At 58.0% G+C, this 16,925-nt stretch carries 7 protein-coding genes and 1 pseudogene; 7 read left to right on the plus strand and 1 reads right to left on the minus strand.

The features are described 5' to 3' along the window. Window positions 1–71 precede the first annotated feature (71 nt). Both ACYZTR_RS10805 and ACYZTR_RS10810 read left to right on the plus strand, forming a co-directional pair. Window positions 72–9,182, plus strand: a pseudogene (locus tag ACYZTR_RS10805) (non-ribosomal peptide synthetase); the annotation flags it as partial. A 161-nt stretch (window positions 9,183–9,343) separates the two neighbouring features. Continuing rightward, window positions 9,344–10,552, plus strand: a complete 1,209-nt coding sequence (locus ACYZTR_RS10810) for an MFS transporter (RefSeq protein WP_461978689.1) — start codon at window positions 9,344–9,346, stop codon at window positions 10,550–10,552. A gap of 100 nt (window positions 10,553–10,652) precedes the next feature. Here the strand turns inward: ACYZTR_RS10810 and ACYZTR_RS10815 are convergent, their stop codons facing one another. Beyond that, a complete protein-coding gene (locus ACYZTR_RS10815; RefSeq protein ID WP_461978691.1) occupies window positions 10,653–12,485 on the minus strand; it encodes a sigma-54-dependent Fis family transcriptional regulator in 1,833 nt (610 codons plus the stop codon). Window positions 12,486–12,758: 273 nt separating this feature from the next. On the opposite strand from ACYZTR_RS10815, the gene ACYZTR_RS10820 reads away from it, so the two are divergent. From ACYZTR_RS10820 to ACYZTR_RS10840, 5 genes are read left to right on the plus strand one after another with little or no spacing between them, the layout of a single operon-like run. Further along, on the plus strand, window positions 12,759–13,853 hold the full coding sequence (locus ACYZTR_RS10820) for an ABC transporter ATP-binding protein (protein WP_461978693.1): 1,095 nt from the start codon (window positions 12,759–12,761) through the stop codon (window positions 13,851–13,853). Then, window positions 13,853–14,950 (plus strand): ABC transporter ATP-binding protein, encoded by a 1,098-nt coding sequence (locus tag ACYZTR_RS10825; RefSeq protein WP_461978695.1) that lies wholly within the window; start codon window positions 13,853–13,855, stop codon window positions 14,948–14,950. Before ACYZTR_RS10820 ends, ACYZTR_RS10825 begins: the two co-directional genes overlap by 1 nt. After that, complete coding sequence (locus ACYZTR_RS10830) at window positions 14,947–15,813, plus strand: carbohydrate ABC transporter permease (RefSeq protein WP_461978697.1); 867 nt, start codon at window positions 14,947–14,949, stop codon at window positions 15,811–15,813. The genes ACYZTR_RS10825 and ACYZTR_RS10830 overlap by 4 nt, the downstream gene beginning before the upstream one ends. Before the next feature lie 8 nt (window positions 15,814–15,821). After that, window positions 15,822–16,622, plus strand: a complete 801-nt coding sequence (locus ACYZTR_RS10835; RefSeq protein ID WP_461978699.1) for a carbohydrate ABC transporter permease — start codon at window positions 15,822–15,824, stop codon at window positions 16,620–16,622. A gap of 10 nt (window positions 16,623–16,632) precedes the next feature. Continuing rightward, a complete protein-coding gene (locus tag ACYZTR_RS10840) occupies window positions 16,633–16,905 on the plus strand; it encodes a DUF2160 domain-containing protein (RefSeq protein ID WP_449644666.1) in 273 nt (90 codons plus the stop codon). Window positions 16,906–16,925 lie beyond the last annotated feature (20 nt).

Here is a 16,925-nt window from a genome sequence, read left to right on the forward strand (position 1 = left end):
GATAAAAATGGAGTTTTCGCTTCCAGGAGGTAAAGGTGAAGATTACGTCTAAATATCCGGATCATCTGTGCATTAACCATTTATTCGAGGCGCAAGTTGCGCGCAACCCTGAGGCAACGGCACTGGTCTTTGAGGGGGAGGCGCTCAGCTATGGCGAACTCAACGCCAGGGCTAATCGGCTGGCCCATCGGTTGATTGCCTTGGGTGTTGGACCTGACCAGCTTGTGGCGATCTGTGTCGAGCGCTCCCCAGCGATGGTTATTGGCCTGATGGCGATCCTGAAGGCGGGCGGTGCTTATGTGCCGCTCGATCCGGAATATTCGGGGGGACGGCTGGCGTTCATTCTTGCCAATACGGCTCCGGTCCTGGTGCTGGCTGACGCGGCCGGGCGCCAAGCGCTCGGGGCTGCTTTGCAGGCTCATACCGTCCTTGATCCCCGTGATGTCTACGCTGAAGCGGACGCCAATCCTGAAGTCACCGGCCTTACCCCCAGCAACCTCGCCTATATCATCTATACCTCAGGCTCAACCGGACAACCTAAAGGGGTCATGGTCGAGCATGCTCAGGTGGTGCGTCTGTTCGACACGACACATCCATCGCTTGGTTTTGAGGCCAGTGACGTTTGGTGCCTGTTCCACTCTTTTGCCTTCGACTTCTCGGTCTGGGAACTTTGGGGAGCCCTTCGTTATGGCGGCACGCTGGTACTGGTCCCGCAGGCCATTACCCGTTCTCCGCAAGCGTTTTACCAGCTGATTTGTGAGCAGGGCGTCACCGTCCTGAACCAGACCCCGAGCGCATTCACAGCCTTGATGGCATACATACAACCGTCATCGGACCGGCTTCGCTATGTCATCTTTGGCGGCGAAGCGCTGCAACCATCGACCCTGCGCGACTGGTATGGCATGCGTGGCGAATCTACCCCGCAACTGGTGAACATGTACGGGATCACGGAAACCACGGTCCACGTCACCTATTACCCTCTGACTTCATCCGATGCGCAACAAGCCGACAGCGTGATCGGTCAATGTCTGCCGGATTTGAATCTCTATCTTCTAGACGCGCATGGCCAGCCTGTTCCGATGGGGGATGTGGGTGAAATGTACGTCGGCGGCGCCGGTGTGGCGCGTGGATACCTGAACCGCCCCGAGCTGACGGCAGGGCGCTTCCTGCACGACCCTTTTGCGGGGAAAGCTGACGCGCGGATGTACAGGTCGGGGGACCTGGCCCGTTATCTTCCAAACGGTAATCTGGTGTTTCTGGGTCGCAATGACGACCAAGTGAAGATCCGTGGTTTCCGGATCGAGCTGGGTGAGATTGCGGCCAAATTGGCCGAGCACCCCTCCATCCGCGAGGCGGTGGTCGTGGCGCAAGGCGAGGAGACCGACAAGCGCCTGGTTGCTTATGTTTTGACGCAGTCCGAGGTTCATGAAGCATCGGTAGATTCTGAAACTGGCTTGGCGCTGGCGGGAACGCTGCGTGACTATTTGAGTGGCCGTTTACCCGACTACATGGTGCCGTCTGCCTTTGTGGGGATGGAAAGCTTCCCCCTGACGGCCAATGGCAAGCTTGATCGCAAGGCGTTGCCGGTTCCGCAGGAGGGTGCTTTTGCCCTTGAGGCCTACGAAGCGCCGCTGGGCGAGGCAGAGGTCCTCCTTGCCGGGATCTGGTCGGAGCTGCTTGGCGTTGAACAGGTCGGTCGCCATGACAGCTTCTTCGCCCTTGGCGGCCACTCACTCATGGCCGTGCGGCTGGTCAGTCGCATAGCAGCCTTTGGGGCTGAATTGCCGCTCGCCACCTTGTTCGCCTCTCCAACGCTCAAGGCTGTGGCGTTGGCGATTGAAGTCCAGCGCAACGCTGGCGCTGTAACGCGTGCATCGATCAGGACCCTCTCTCGCGATGAGACCTTGCCGTTGTCATTCGCTCAGCAACGACTGTGGTTTCTGGCCCAACTCGACAGTGGGATCAGCGACGCCTATCACATCCCCTTGGCTCTGAGGTTGTGCGGCCAGTTGAACGTGATGGTCTTGCAGCAGGCCCTCGATGCACTGTGGTCGCGCCATGAGGCATTGCGCTCGGTCTTTGTCGTCAAAGATGGGGAGGTCGAAGTGCGTCTGCTGGCCAGCGACCAGGGTTTGACATTGCGCGAGATTGATCTCCTTGGATCGGGCGCAGAAGCCGAGCTTGCAAGGCTTTGTACCGACGAAGCCCGAGCGCCCTTTGATCTCGCTACAGGCCCGCTGATTCGGGCTTGCCTGATCCGGGTGCCGGTCGCCTCATCCGCAGATGAGCATGTATTGCTGCTCACACAACACCACATCGTCTCGGATGGCTGGTCGCTCGGCATACTTTTGCCTGAGCTGAGTGCGCTGTACACGGCTTTCAGCAACCATCAGGCCAGTCCATTGCCGCCGCTGGCGATCCAGTATCCGGACTATGCCGCCTGGCAGCGGCAATGGCTGTCGGGTGAGCGTTTGAATGAGCAGGCGGCATACTGGAGAGAGGCGCTGGCCGATGCGCCAACGCTGCTCGACCTGCCCACAGACCGGCGTCGGCCTGAGCAGCAGTCGCTTGTGGGTGCCTCTGTGCCGATCGAACTCAGTGCAGAGCTGACAACGTCCCTCAAGCGTTTTAGCCAACAGCAGGGTGTGACGCTATTCATGACGGTGTTGTCGGCCTGGGCGGCAGTACTGTCACGCTTGTCGGGGCAGGAAGACATTGTGATAGGCGCGCCAAGTGCCAACCGGGGCCATTGCGACATCGAGCCGCTGATCGGCTTCTTCGTCAACACACTGGCGCTGCGGATCGATCTTGGCGACATCCCGAGCGTTGCCGACCTCGTTGCTCGAGTACGCGAGCGGGCACTCAAGGCCCAGGATCATCAGGATCTGCCGTTCGAGCAGGTGGTAGAGATAACGCAGCCGCCAAGACGGTTGAGCCATACGCCACTGTTTCAAGTGGTATTTGGCTGGCTAAACTACGATGCAGGCCAATGGGCCTTGCCCGGCCTTCAAGCCAGCCCGGTGGGTTCTTCCTATGAGGTCGCCCGGTTCGATCTGGAGCTGAACCTGGCCGAGGCGGGCGATCGAATCGTGGGGGCTCTTGGCTATGCGACGGCGTTATTTGACGCAGCCACGATCGAACGCCACGTGGGTTATCTGAAGACTGTCCTTGCCGAGATGACCCGGGATACCAGCCAGACTGTCGCCAAAATAGACCTGCTTGATGCGTCTGAGCGCACTTTGTTGCTCAAGACGTGGAACTCGATAGATGAATCCTGCCCGGCTCATCTGTGTATGCATCAGCTATTCGAGGAGCAGGTTGCCCGCAATCCTGAGGCAACGGCACTGGTCTTTGAGGGCGAGGCGCTCAGCTACGGCGAACTCAACGTCAGGGCCAATCGGCTGGCGCATCGGCTGATGGCTTTGGGCGTCAGACCCGACCAGCGCGTGGCGATCTGTGTCGAGCGTTCTGCGGCGATGGTTATTGGCCTGATGGCGATCCTGAAGGCGGGCGGCGCCTATGTACCGCTTGATCCGGAGTACTCGGGGGAGCGACTGGCGTTCATTCTTGGCGATACGGCTCCGCTCCTGGTGCTGGCTGATGCGGTCGGTCGCCATGCGCTCGGGGGCGGTTTAGAGGTTCATACCGTCCTCGATCCCAATGAGGCCCACGCTGAAGCGTTGATCGGGGTGGACGCTAATCCTGAAGTTCCAGGCCTTACCTCCAATAACCTCGCATATATCATCTACACTTCGGGCTCAACCGGACAGCCCAAAGGGGTCATGATCGAGCATGCTCAGGTGGTGCGCCTGTTCGACACGACACACGCCGACTTTGGTTTTGAGGCCAGTGATGTTTGGTGCCTGTTCCACTCTTTTGCCTTCGACTTCTCGGTCTGGGAAGTTTGGGGGGCCCTTCGTTATGGCGGCACGCTGGTGTTGGTCCCGCATGCCATTACCCGCTCTCCGCAAGCGTTCTACCAGTTGATTTGTGAGCAGGGCATCACTGTCCTGAACCAGACCCCGAGCGGCTTTACCGCCTTGATGGAGTATGCACAACCATCATCGGACCGGCTTCGCTATGTCATCTTTGGCGGCGAAGCGCTGCAACCATCGACCCTGCGCGACTGGTATGGCGTGCGTGGCGAATCCGCCCCACAACTGGTGAACATGTACGGGATCACGGAAACAACGGTCCACGTCTCCTATTACCCCCTGACTTCATCTGATGCGCGACAAGACGACAGCGTGATCGGTCAGCGTCTGCCGGATTTGAATCTCTATCTTCTCGACGCGTTTGGCCAACCTGTTCCGATGGGCGCCGTGGGTGAGATGTACGTCGGCGGCGCCGGTGTTGCGCGTGGCTACCTGAACCGCCCCGAGCTGACGGCCGAGCGTTTCCTGCACGATCCCTTTGCCGGCAAACCTGGAGCGCGGATGTATAAAACGGGGGACCTGGCCCGTTATCTTCCGAACGGCAATCTGGCGTTTCTGGGTCGCAATGACGACCAGGTCAAGATCCGCGGCTTTCGGATTGAACTGGGTGAAATTGCGGCCCGATTGGCCGAGCATCCTTCCATCCGCGAGGCGGTGGTGGTGGCGCAAGGCGAGGATGCCGATAAGCGCCTGGTTGCTTACGTGGTGGCGCAGTCCGAGGTTCAGGACACGCCGGTAGACTTCGAGGTTGGTTTCGCGCTGGCGGGAGCGCTGCGTGATTATCTGAGTGGCCGTTTACCCGACTACATGGTGCCGTCTGCCTTTGTGCGGATGGAAAGCTTGCCGCTGACGGGTAATGGCAAGCTTGATCGGCGGGCGTTGCCGGTTCCTGAGGGCGATGCCTTTGCCCATGCGACCTACGAGGCACCGTTGGGCGAGATCGAGGTCACCCTTGCCGGGATCTGGTCGGAGCTGCTTGGCGTTGAACAAATCGGTCGCCATGACAACTTCTTCGCCCTGGGCGGCCACTCACTCTTGGCTGTGCGGCTGATCGAGCGGTTGCGCCGCCAGGGCTTGAGCCTTGCAGTGCGTGATCTGTTTCAGACACCCGTGTTGTCGGTGCTGGCCAGCACGCTTGGCCAGCACCGAGAGGTGGTGGTGCCGCCAAATCTTATCAAGCCCGAGACGTGCAAAATCACGCCCGAACTGCTGCCGTTGATGGATCTCAGCCAATCGGAAATCGATCTGATCGTTTCACAGGTGCCTGGGGGGGCAGCCAACATTCAGGATATCTATGCGCTCTCACCCATGCAGAACGGCGTCCTGTTCCACCACATGCTGGCAAAGGAAGGTGATCCCTATTTGCTGGTTGCCCAGATGGCCTTTGCTGATCGTGAAACATTGGACCGGTATCTAGGTGCAGTTCAACAGGTTGTAAACCGCCACGACATTTTGCGTACCGCTTTTGTTTGGGAAGGGTTGTCTCGCGCCGCGCAAGTTGTCTGGCGACAGGCTCCGCTCTCCGTCACTGATGTTGTTCTCGATCCGGCAGACGGCCCCGCTACCGAACAGCTTTCCCGGCGCTTCGATTCATGTCGGCACCGAATTGACCTGACCCAGGCGCCGGTGCTGCGCTTTATCGTTGCCCATGACCCTGTCACAGGCCGCTTCATCCTGATGCAACTGCAGCATCACCTGATTGACGATGCTTCTTCATTGCAGTTTTTTTATAACGAAGTGCAGGCGTTCCTCGCCGGGCGCGGTGAGAAACTGCCGTCGCCTCAACCGTTCCGCAACCTGATCGGTCAGGTGCGGTTGGGTAAGAGCGTGGCGGAACATGAACGTTTCTTCAGATCGATGCTGGCTGATATAGAAGAGCCGACGCTGCCCTTTGGATTGGCGGAAGTGCATCTGGACGGCGCGCAGGTGGGCCAGACCCACCGCATGGTTTCGGCCGAACTCAATGATCGGCTGCGGGCGCAGGCGAAGCGATTGAATGTGAGTCTCGCCAGTCTGTGTCACGTTGCCTTTGCCCAGGTACTGGCGCGCACCAGCGGCCAGGAAAAGGTTGTGTTCGGTACGGTGCTGTTTGGGCGCATGCAAGCGGGCCACGGGTCAGATCGAGCCATGGGCATGTTCATCAACACGCTGCCGATTCGATTTGACTCAGGCGGCATTGATACCGCTGAGAGTGTTCAGCAGGCTCATACTCAACTGGCTGAGCTGCTCGCCCACGAGCATGCCTCGCTGGCGCTGGCACAAAGGTGCAGTGGGGTCGCTACAGGTACGCCACTGTTCAGCGCATTGCTTAACTATCGGCACAATGATCTGGCGGGTGCGGGCAACATTGTCCAGACCATGGGGCAAATGCCGGGCGTCGAGTTCTTGAGTGAACAAGAGCGGACCAATTATCCGTTCACATTGTCTGTGGAAGATTTCAGTCACTCACTGGGTTTGACGACCCAAGTGGTCACGCCGTTCGATTCCGATCGGGTGTGTGGCTACATGGAGCAGGCGTTGGACAGTCTGGCGCAGACCCTGGAGCGCTCGCCGCACCGCCCGGTTCGACAGCTGAACATTCTGCCTGCGTCTGAACGTACCTTGCTGCTCAAGACGTGGAACGCGACGGATGCATCCTGCCCGGATCATCTGTGCATTCATCATTTGTTTGAGGCGCAGGTGGCGCGCAGTCCAGAGGCAACGGCGCTGATCTTTGAGGGCGAGGCGCTCAGTTACGGTGAGCTCAATGCCAGGGCCAATCGACTGGCACATCGGTTGATCGAGCAGGGCGTCGGGCCAGACCAGCGGGTGGCGATCTGTGTCGAGCGCTCGGCGGCCATGGTTGTTGGTCTTATGGCGATCCTGAAGGCGGGCGGCGCTTATGTGCCGCTTGATCCGGCCTATCCGGGAGATCGATTGGCTTACATTCTTGCCGATACTGCGCCGGTCCTGGTGCTGGCGGATGCGGCCGGGCGGCAGGTGCTGGGTGAGTTGTTGCAGTCCCACACCGTGCTAGATCCCAATGAAATCCTGACGAAGGCTGATGCCAATTTCCAGGTCGCCGGCCTGACACCGCGCAACCTCGCTTATCTGATCTATACCTCGGGTTCAACCGGACAGCCCAAGGGCGTCATGATCGAACACCGTGGATTAATCGCATCGACATTGGCAAGAACCACGGTCTATAAGCCGGGTTCCGACGCTGTATTTTTACTGCTGTCATCGATGGCGTTTGACAGTTCCGTGGCAGGCATTTTCGGAACGTTAACAACCGGTGGTGCTTTGTGTTTACCAGGTGGCAAAGCCGTCGTAGATCCACACATCATCAGCCGCCATTTGATTGAAAACAAAGTCACGTCGGTGCTGCTGGTGCCGTCTCTGGCAAGACTGGTTTTGCCGCAAGTCGCCCAGCTTGGATATGGACAACTGCGACAGGTGATCGTGGCGGGTGAGTTGTGTTCTGCGAAGCTGGTCCAGGAAGTGACTTCAGCGTTTACCAGCGTTGAATTGTTCAATGAATATGGCCCGACGGAGGCGACAGTCTGGGCGGCGGTCTATCGCTGTTCATCCGATGACGTTGATCCGGTTCCGATAGGCCGTCCGGTTTCAAACACCCGCATTTACCTTCTGGACGTGCATGGCGAGCCTGTTCCGCTGGGTGCGGTGGGTGAGATGTATATCGGGGGCATGGGTGTTGCGCGTGGATATCTGAACCTCGCCGAACTGACGGATGAGCGTTTCTTGCTCGATCCATTTGCCGGCAAGCCTGACGCGCGTATGTACAAGACGGGGGACCTGGCCCGTTATCTGCCGGACGGGAACCTGGTGTTCATGGGGCGCAATGACGATCAGGTCAAGATCCGTGGCTTGCGGATTGAGCTAGGTGAAATTGCAGCCAGATTGACCGAGCATCCTTCCATCCGCGAGGCGGTTGTGGAGGTGCAAGGCGTAGACCCGGGCAAGCGACTGGTCGCCTATGTAGTGGCTCAGCCAGAGGTTGCGGGAAATGATGCCTTAATACCTAAGGCCGACTCCGAGGCGGGTCTACCGCTTGCAGGACGACTGCGTGATTATCTGAGTGAACGTCTACCCGACTACATGGTGCCGTCTGCCTTTGTGCTGATTGAACGCTTGCCGCTAACCCCGAATGGCAAGCTTGATCGGCGGGCGTTGCCTGTTCCCGAGGGTGAGGCCTTTGCTCATGCGGCGTATGAGGCACCGCAAGGTGAGACCGAGACGATCCTGGCAGCGCTTTGGTCAGGGTTGCTTGGTGTTGAGCAGATCGGTCGCCATGACAACTTCTTCGCCCTCGGCGGCCATTCGCTCATGGCCGTCCAGCTGATGCAGAAAGTCAGGAGTTATGGTTTGGAGTGTTCGCTGAGCGACATTTTTGAACACCCGCGATTGGCTAACCTTGCCGCTCGGATCGCACAGTCTCCTGTGTTCAACCCGCAGATCGGGGCGATCACGGTGCGCGCTGGCGGGACCGAGCCCCCGGTCTTTTTCGTGCCCTCGGGATTAGCCGATTATTCGTATGCTATTTCTCTGGCGCAACAAATCCGCATCAGCTGCCCGATCCATGTATTGCCGTGGTCGGCCATTGGCGACCCTTTGCCTCACTCGATGGAGGATATGGCCGAAAGAATGATACCGCTCATCCAGGCGATCCAGCTTGAAGGGCCTTATCGCATTGCGGGGTATTCCTCTGGAGGAATTCTCGCTTATGCCATCGCCCATGCGCTTATGTGCAAAGAGGCCAGCGTTGAATTTTTAGGCTTTATTGATGTTCCCGCGCCGCACAAGTTACTTTATAAAAACCAGGGTATTAAGCACTATTTTATTGAGCATGTTAAGGCGATGGCTTCCGAGGCGAAGCGTCATAAATTCGATGTTTTAAATGAATGTGATGAGTTTGCTGTGCTGATCAACAAAGCACAGGACCTGGGAGGCTATGATTTAAATGCAGACATCTCGCTGGAAACAGTCAAATGGCAAGTAATTTATCATTTCTCACAAATTGCCGGCGCCTATAGGCCATCTCCATTGCCGGTCAATCTCTATCATTTCTACGCGGCTGATCGTGAGCGTACCCCTCTGCTGCAGGTGGATATGGTAGGCGGGTGGAGAGAGCTCTTGCCTGATTTGGCGATTAGTTCTGTTTCTATTCCAGGCGGGCATGGGTCGATGATGGAGGACGTCAGTAATCGCAAGCACTTGGCTGAAGCAATGAATCGAGCACTTTCGTGAGAGGTGATGATTGAGCACGCTCATCTACATGCAAGTGGGTTTGTAACTACCCACTTGTATGCTTGCTCAAATAACCATTCAGGCGCCGATATGCCGCCCCATATTTTGCGTCGCATGCAGCGGGCTACTGATCAGCGTCGAATTATAAAAAAGGAGAAATCATGGCAAATCCCTACCGCGAACTTCTCACCACCCCCGGCGTTATGGGGTTAGTGATCGCGAGTTCCATTGCCCGTTTGCCACAGGCAATGATCGGCATCGGCATCATTACCATGTTGGTGCAGCAGACGGGTCTTTATTGGCTGGCTGGCTCGGTCGCCGCTACTTTTACCTTGGCGAATGCGCTTTTCGGCCCGCAAGTATCAAAACTCGTTGATCAACGGGGCCAGAGTCGGGTTCTGCCCTTTGTGACGGCCTTCAGCATTGGCATGTTGTTGGCGCTGATAATCGCTGTCTATCTGAGGGCTCGGGCCCCACTGCTTTTTATTCTTGCGGCATTGGCGGGCACGATGCCGAGCATGCCCGCGATGATAAGAGCACGCTGGACGCAGCTTTTCCGTGGCAAGCCGCAATTACACACGGCTTTCTCCCTGGACACGGTTCTAACTGAACTCGCCTTTATCATCGGCCCCCCACTTGCCATTGGTTTGAGCGTCAGCTTTTTCGCCGAAGCCGGGCCGCTTGTAGCCGTCTTGTTGCTGGTTGTCGGCGTGACGGCTTTTCTTATGCAGCGGCAGACAGAACCGAAGGTGGTCGTTGGCATTAAAAGGAGCGCAAGTTCAACCCTGCTTATCCCCGGCGTTCGTACCATCGTTCTGGCACTCCTGGCGATGGGTGTGATTGGCGGATCAATCGACGTGGCGGTTGTTGCCTTCGCCAACGCTCAAGGCTGGCCAGCGTCCGCCAGCTTCATCCTGGCAGCCTATGCTCTCGGCTCCATGATCGCGGGCCTGACGTTCGGCGCGCTAAGGATTTCCTTGCCGATTGAAAAGCAGTTCTTTATCGGGGTTCTGATAACAGCAGTCACAGCCGTGTTGCCCATTTTCTCACCGGACGTCTACATCCTTTCGGGTATGCTGTTTGTGGCAGGTGTGTCATTTGCGCCAACGATGGTCGTCGTCATGAATCTCGGTACGATCATTGTTCCACCGTCCAGGATCACCGAAGGACTGACATGGATGACAACAGGTATCAGCATCGGCGTAGCGCTCGGTGGAGTACTTTCGGGCCTGATCATCGATACTTATGGCGCACGAGCAGGGTTCGGTGTAGCCATTGCCGCAGGGCTCTTAATGGTGGCAATCGTGCTTATTGGCCTGCGCACCCTTGGTGCCGCGTCAGCGACGTATGCCGAGCCGATCTTCCAGTAATTGGCAATGTCCAGTTTGGACAAATGGATGCAGCACTGACAGGGGGTGATTCAACTCAGCTATGGCAATGAGTTTGCTACGCCTATTGTGAATTGGTTCATCACTCAGCCTGACGCAACCGCTTGTAAAGGGTATTTCGGCTAACGCCCAATCTTCGAGCCAGGTGCGAGATATTCCCCCCCGCCGCCTGCAGCTGCCGATTCAAATCCTCGGCATCATTCAAATCCACCGCCAGCGGCTCCGGCGAATCCACCGGCTCCATCTCCAGATCCACAAAAAAATCATCCGGCAAATGCTCCGGCCGCACCGGCTGCTCCTCGGCCATGGCCAACGCTACCTGCATCACGCTGCTGACCTGCCTTAGATTCCCCGGCCACGGATGACGGCTGAACAACTCCAGCACTTCTCGGCTCAGCCCGGCCCACTGGCTCGGTTCGCGGTATTGCTCCCACAGGCGCTTGAACAGTGCTTCCTTGTCACTGCGTTCGCGCAGGGGAGGCAGTTCGAGGGTCAAACCACCAATCCGGTAATAGAGATCTTCACGAAACCGCCCGAGCTGAACCTGCTCGCGTAACGAGCGGTTGGTTGCCGAGATGATGCGAATATCCACCGGGAACAACTCGCTGCTGCCCACCGGTTGCACGCAACGCTCCTGCAACACTCGCAGCAGTCGAGCCTGAGTCGGCAACGGCATGTCACCGATTTCATCAAGGAACAGGGTGCCTTTGTCAGCCTTGCGGATCAGCCCGATGCTGCCTTTCTGGTTGGCGCCGGTGAATGCGCCTTTTTCGTAGCCAAATAGCTCGGACTCCACCAAATCGGCGGGGATTGCTGCGCAATTGACGGCGATGAACAGTTGTTTGCTCCGAGAACTGGCCTGATGCAGGGCTTTGACGAAGACCTCCTTGCCGACCCCGGTTTCGCCGTGGATCAACAACGGAATGTCTTTTTCCAGCAAACGCTCGGCCTGGCGCACGGCTTTTTCCACGCGACTGTCGCCAAAATGCAGGGTGTTCAGGCTGATCGCCGTCGGAGCCGAAACGGCAGGTTCGACAAACACCCGCGCCTGAATCACAGTCTGTTTCGGCCGTTTCAACAGGCACTGGAAGCGGTTGCGCCCCGAAGCTTGCAAGGCGAAGGGCAAGCCGTCCGGCTGGTTCAGCAGTTCCAGCAGCGAGACCTTGAACAAGCTTTCAACGCTGACCCGCGACAGGCTGATGCCCAGCAGATTGTCGGCGCGGCGGTTAGCCGACAGCACCTGGCCAGTCTCGTCGAAGATCAGTAGGCCCGCCCATTGGCTGTCGAGGTTGTTCAGTCCGGTGTTGAAGGTCAGTTGGAAATGCTGACCATGGAACAGATTGAGGATCAGCCGGTTTTCCACGGTCTGACTCATCATTTTGACCATGCCGAGGGTGTGGGACGGCGGCAAGTAGCTGTCGCTGGACACATCCAGCACAGCGATCACCTTCCGTTCGGCATCGAAAATCGGCGCGGCGGAACCGGTCATGAAACGGTTGGCCTTGAGGAAATGTTCATCGTGCTCGATGTGCACCGCCTGCTCGCAGGCCAGCGCGGTGCCGATCGCATTGGTGCCGCTGCACCGCTCCATCCAGCTGGCGCCGGCGCTGAAACCGCGGGTCAGACTCGGCTCGATAAAGCGCTGAGTGCCCCAGGTTGTCAGCACCTGGCCTTGGTTGTCGGCGAGCATGATCAGGCAATTTGAGTTACTGAGGATGTTTTCGTAATACGGCAGGACTTCCTGGTGAGTGGTCTGCACCAGGGAATGCTGGGCCTCCAGCAACTGCGCGATGCCCTCGGCCGGCAGTTGATCGAACGCCGGGGAGCTCTGATGATTGAGACCGAACGCGCGGCAGCGGGACCAAGAGTCCTGGATGATGGCGTCGTGGGAGAGCGGCGAGGCGGGTACGACCATGGCAGTCGATCTCTGAAAATGCTTTGTTGTTTTTGTTATGCGCTCGTCTTTGCGAGCCAAAAGCATCCGTAGAGTGTTGTTCACTATTGTTCATTGTCAACGCTTGGATCGTTCAATTGTTCAGCCGAGGTTGTTCATTTCTGTTCAGCAACGAATGCGGTTGCTACTCCATTTGAAGGATTTTCAAGTCGGATCAACGGCTTGCAATTTCTGGCACGAATGTCGCTCTATCGCTTCGGTCGCTTGACTCCAAATAATAAAAAAGGCCGGGCCATGTCATTAACCCTTGAGCATGTCAGCCGCACCGTCGAGGGCCAGACCTGGATCGACGATGCGTGCCTTAGTTTCGAAGCCGGATCCTTCAACGTTTTGCTCGGGCGCACGCTGTCCGGCAAAACCAGTCTCATGCGCCTGATGGCCGGTCTGGACAAGCCCGACAGCGGCCGAATCCTGATGAACGGTGTCGACGTTACCCAGCGCCCGGTGCGTTTACGCAACGTGTCGATGGTCTACCAGCAGTTCATCAACTACCCGACCATGACGGTGTTCGAGAACATCGCCTCGCCGTTGCGCCAGGGCGGTGTGTCCGATGAGCTGATTCAGAGCAAAGTGCTGGAAACCGCGAAGATGTTGCGCATCGACAAATTGCTCCAGCGCCATCCCCTTGAACTTTCCGGTGGTCAGCAACAGCGCACGGCGATGGCCCGGGCGCTGGTCAAGGACGCCGAGCTGATCCTGTTCGACGAGCCGCTGGTGAACCTCGACTACAAACTGCGCGAAGAATTGCGCCAGGAAATGCGCGAGCTGTTCAAGGCTCACCACACCATCGCCATCTACGCCACCACCGAACCCAATGAAGCCTTGGCCCTGGGCGGCACCACCACCATTCTTCACGAAGGCCGGGTGATTCAGAGCGGCAAGGCTTCCGAGGTTTATCACCAGCCGCAAACCGTGCTGGCGGCGGAGTTGTTCTCCGAGCCGCCGATCAACCTGATGCCGGGACATATCGCCGGCAACGAAGTCAGCTTCGCCAATTTCGTGCACTTCCCGCTGAACGTCGATCTGCGGCCGGTGGGCGAGGGCGAGTTCCGCTTTGGCGTACGGCCCAGCCATATTTCGCTGGTGCCGAGCAACGACGATGATCTGGAGCTCGCGGTGACGGTCGAGGTGGCCGAGATCAGCGGTTCGGAAACCTTCCTGCACGTGCGCAATGAGCATTTCTTGTTGGTGCTGCACCTGCCGGGCGTCCACGAATACGACGTCGATGCGCCGATTCGCATCTATATCCCGACCCATAAATTGTTTGTGTTCGATAGGCAGGGACGGCTGGTCCAGGCGCCCGGTCGCCGTATCGCGAGGGTTGCCTGATGGCCGAAATTCGTTTGCAACACCTCGCGCACAGTTACACCCGCACGCCGAGCGGCCCCGAGGATTACGCGATTCGCGAGATGGATCACGTCTGGGAACAGGGCGGTGCCTATGCCTTGCTCGGGCCATCGGGTTGCGGCAAGTCGACCTTGCTCAACATCATCTCCGGGCTGCTCAGCCCGTCTCAGGGGCAGGTGCTGTTCGACAATAAAGTGGTTAATGACCTGACCCCGGAAAAGCGCAACATCGCCCAGGTTTTCCAGTTTCCAGTGGTCTACGACACCATGACGGTGTTCGACAACCTGGCTTTTCCGCTGCGCAATCAGGGCATGGCCGAGACGAAAATTCACAGCAAGGTGCAGGAAATCGCCGAAGTCCTCGACCTCCAGGCGTTGCTGAGCAAGAAGGCGCGCAACCTCACGGCGGATGAAAAGCAGAAAGTCTCCATGGGCCGTGGGTTGGTGCGCGATGACGTCTCGGCGATCCTGTTCGATGAACCTCTGACGGTGATCGACCCACACCTGAAGTGGAAGCTGCGGCGCAAGCTCAAGCAGATCCACGAGCAGTTCAACATCACCATGGTCTACGTCACTCACGACCAGCTCGAAGCCTCAACCTTCGCCGACAAGATCGCGGTGATGTACGGCGGGCAGATTGTGCAATTCGGTACGCCGCGGGAACTGTTCGAGCGACCGAGCCACACCTTTGTCGGCTATTTCATCGGCAGTCCGGGGATGAACCTGATCGAAGTTCAGCCGCAGCCAGGTGGTGTCGGTTTTGCATCGACCCATTTGCCACTGTCGGACGCCCAACAGCAACGCATCGCGGAATCCGAGTGGCATACCTTGAAGGTTGGTATCCGTCCGGAGTTCGTCCACGTGTGGGACGAACCCTTTGATGACGCGATGCAGGCGCAGGTCGTACACGTCGAAGACCTCGGGACCTACAAGATCATGACCTTGAACCTCGACGGCGCGCCGCTGAAAGTGCGCCTGGCCGAAGACAAGCCAGTGCCTGAGGGAACCGCCTACATCAGCTTCCCGGCCCAGTGGTTGATGGTGTATGCCGACGATTACCTGCTGGAGACGCAGCCATGAACAAGGTGCAGAACAACAAGGCCTGGTGGTTGGTGTTGCCGGTGTTTTTGCTGGTGGCGTTCAGTGCGGTGATCCCGATGATGACCGTGGTCAACTACTCGGTGCAGGACATCTTCGACCAGTCCAGCCGCTACTTTGTCGGCGCCGACTGGTACCGGCAAGTGCTGCTCGATCCGCGCTTGCATGACTCGTTGCTGCGCCAGTTCATCTACTCGGGCTGTGTGCTGCTGATCGAAATCCCGCTGGGCATCGCCATCGCCCTGACCATGCCGACCAAGGGCCGCTGGTCGTCGCTGGTGCTGATCATTCTGGCGATCCCGTTGCTGATTCCGTGGAACGTAGTCGGCACCATTTGGCAGATCTTCGGTCGGGCGGACATTGGTTTGCTCGGCGCAAGCCTCAAGGCCATGGGCCTGAACTACAACTACGCGTCCAACACCATGGACGCTTGGGTCACGGTGCTGGTGATGGACGTCTGGCACTGGACGTCGTTGGTGGCGCTGTTGTGTTTCTCGGGGCTGCGGGCGATTCCGGACGTCTATTACCAGGCGGCACGGATTGATCGCGCGTCGGCCTGGGCGGTTTTCCGACATATCCAGTTGCCCAAGCTCAAGAGCGTGTTGCTGATCGCGGTGATGCTGCGGTTCATGGACAGTTTCATGATCTACACCGAGCCGTTCGTGCTGACCGGTGGCGGTCCGGGTAATGCCACGACGTTCTTGAGTCAGACGTTGACCCAGATGGCGGTAGGGCAATTCGACCTCGGCCCGGCGGCGGCTTTTTCGCTGGTGTACTTCCTGATCATCCTGTTGGTGTCCTGGCTGTTCTACACGGCCATGACTCACTCTGACGCCAACCGCTGAGGTCCGCCATGAGCAAAAGAAAGCTGATCCCATTGTTGATCTACATCCTGTTCCTGCTGGTGCCGATCTACTGGCTGCTGAACATGTCCTTCAAGAGCAATACCGAAATCCTCGGCGGTTTGACGCTGTTCCCGCAGGATTTTACCTTCGCCAACTACAAGGTGATCTTCACCGATCCGGCCTGGTACACCGGTTACCTCAACTCGCTGTACTACGTGAGCCTGAACACGGTGATCTCGTTGAGCGTGGCGTTGCCGGCAGCCTATGCGTTTTCACGCTATCGGTTCCTCGGCGACAAACACCTGTTCTTCTGGCTCCTGACCAACCGCATGGCGCCCCCGGCGGTGTTTTTGCTGCCGTTCTTCCAGCTGTATTCCTCGATTGGTTTGTTCGACACGCACATCGCCGTCGCGTTGGCTCATTGCTTGTTTAACGTGCCGTTGGCGGTGTGGATCCTCGAAGGTTTCATGTCCGGCGTGCCCAAGGAGATCGACGAAACCGCCTACATTGATGGCTACAGTTTCCCCAAGTTCTTCGTGAAGATTTTCGTTCCGTTGATTGGCTCCGGGATCGGTGTCACCGCATTTTTCTGCTTCATGTTTTCCTGGGTCGAGCTGCTGCTGGCGCGAACGCTGACGTCGGTGAATGCCAAACCGATTGCGGCGGTGATGACGCGCACGGTCTCGGCGTCCGGCATTGACTGGGGCGTGCTGGCGGCGGCGGGGGTGTTGACCATCCTGCCGGGCATGCTGGTGATCTGGTTTGTTCGCAACCACGTGGCCAAGGGCTTTGCCCTGGGTCGGGTCTGAGGAGCTGATGATGGAATGGATGAGTTGGACCACCCCCACAGCAGCGTTCTTTATCGTCATTGGCCTGATTCTGGTGGGCATGACGACGTGGGAATTGCGTTCGCCGAGCATTCTTCGGCGTGGTTTGTTGCCGATTGCCACCACCCGTGGCGATCGGTTGTTTATCGGTCTTCTCGGCAGCGCCTACCTGCATTTGCTGGTAATCGGCGTCACCGACTGGAGCATCTGGGTGGCGTCCGCGTTGTCCCTGGTGTGGCTGTTGGCTGTGATGCGTTGGGGCTAGTCGAATCGCTCGGCAAAGTT

The sequence above is a fragment of the Pseudomonas sp. Hz4 genome (assembly GCF_054898165.1).

Excerpts from the sequence above, each read along its gene's own strand:
- ACYZTR_RS10810 (WP_461978689.1), top strand. The coding sequence starts at position 9,344 with ATGGCAAATCCCTACCGCGAACTTCTCACCACCCCCGGCGTTATGGGG.
- ACYZTR_RS10815 (WP_461978691.1), bottom strand. The coding sequence starts at position 12,485 with ATGGTCGTACCCGCCTCGCCGCTCTCCCACGACGCCATCATCCAGGAC.
- ACYZTR_RS10820 (WP_461978693.1), top strand. The coding sequence starts at position 12,759 with ATGTCATTAACCCTTGAGCATGTCAGCCGCACCGTCGAGGGCCAGACC.
- ACYZTR_RS10825 (WP_461978695.1), top strand. The coding sequence starts at position 13,853 with ATGGCCGAAATTCGTTTGCAACACCTCGCGCACAGTTACACCCGCACG.
- ACYZTR_RS10830 (WP_461978697.1), top strand. The coding sequence starts at position 14,947 with ATGAACAAGGTGCAGAACAACAAGGCCTGGTGGTTGGTGTTGCCGGTG.
- ACYZTR_RS10835 (WP_461978699.1), top strand. The coding sequence starts at position 15,822 with ATGAGCAAAAGAAAGCTGATCCCATTGTTGATCTACATCCTGTTCCTG.
- ACYZTR_RS10840 (WP_449644666.1), top strand. The coding sequence starts at position 16,633 with ATGGAATGGATGAGTTGGACCACCCCCACAGCAGCGTTCTTTATCGTC.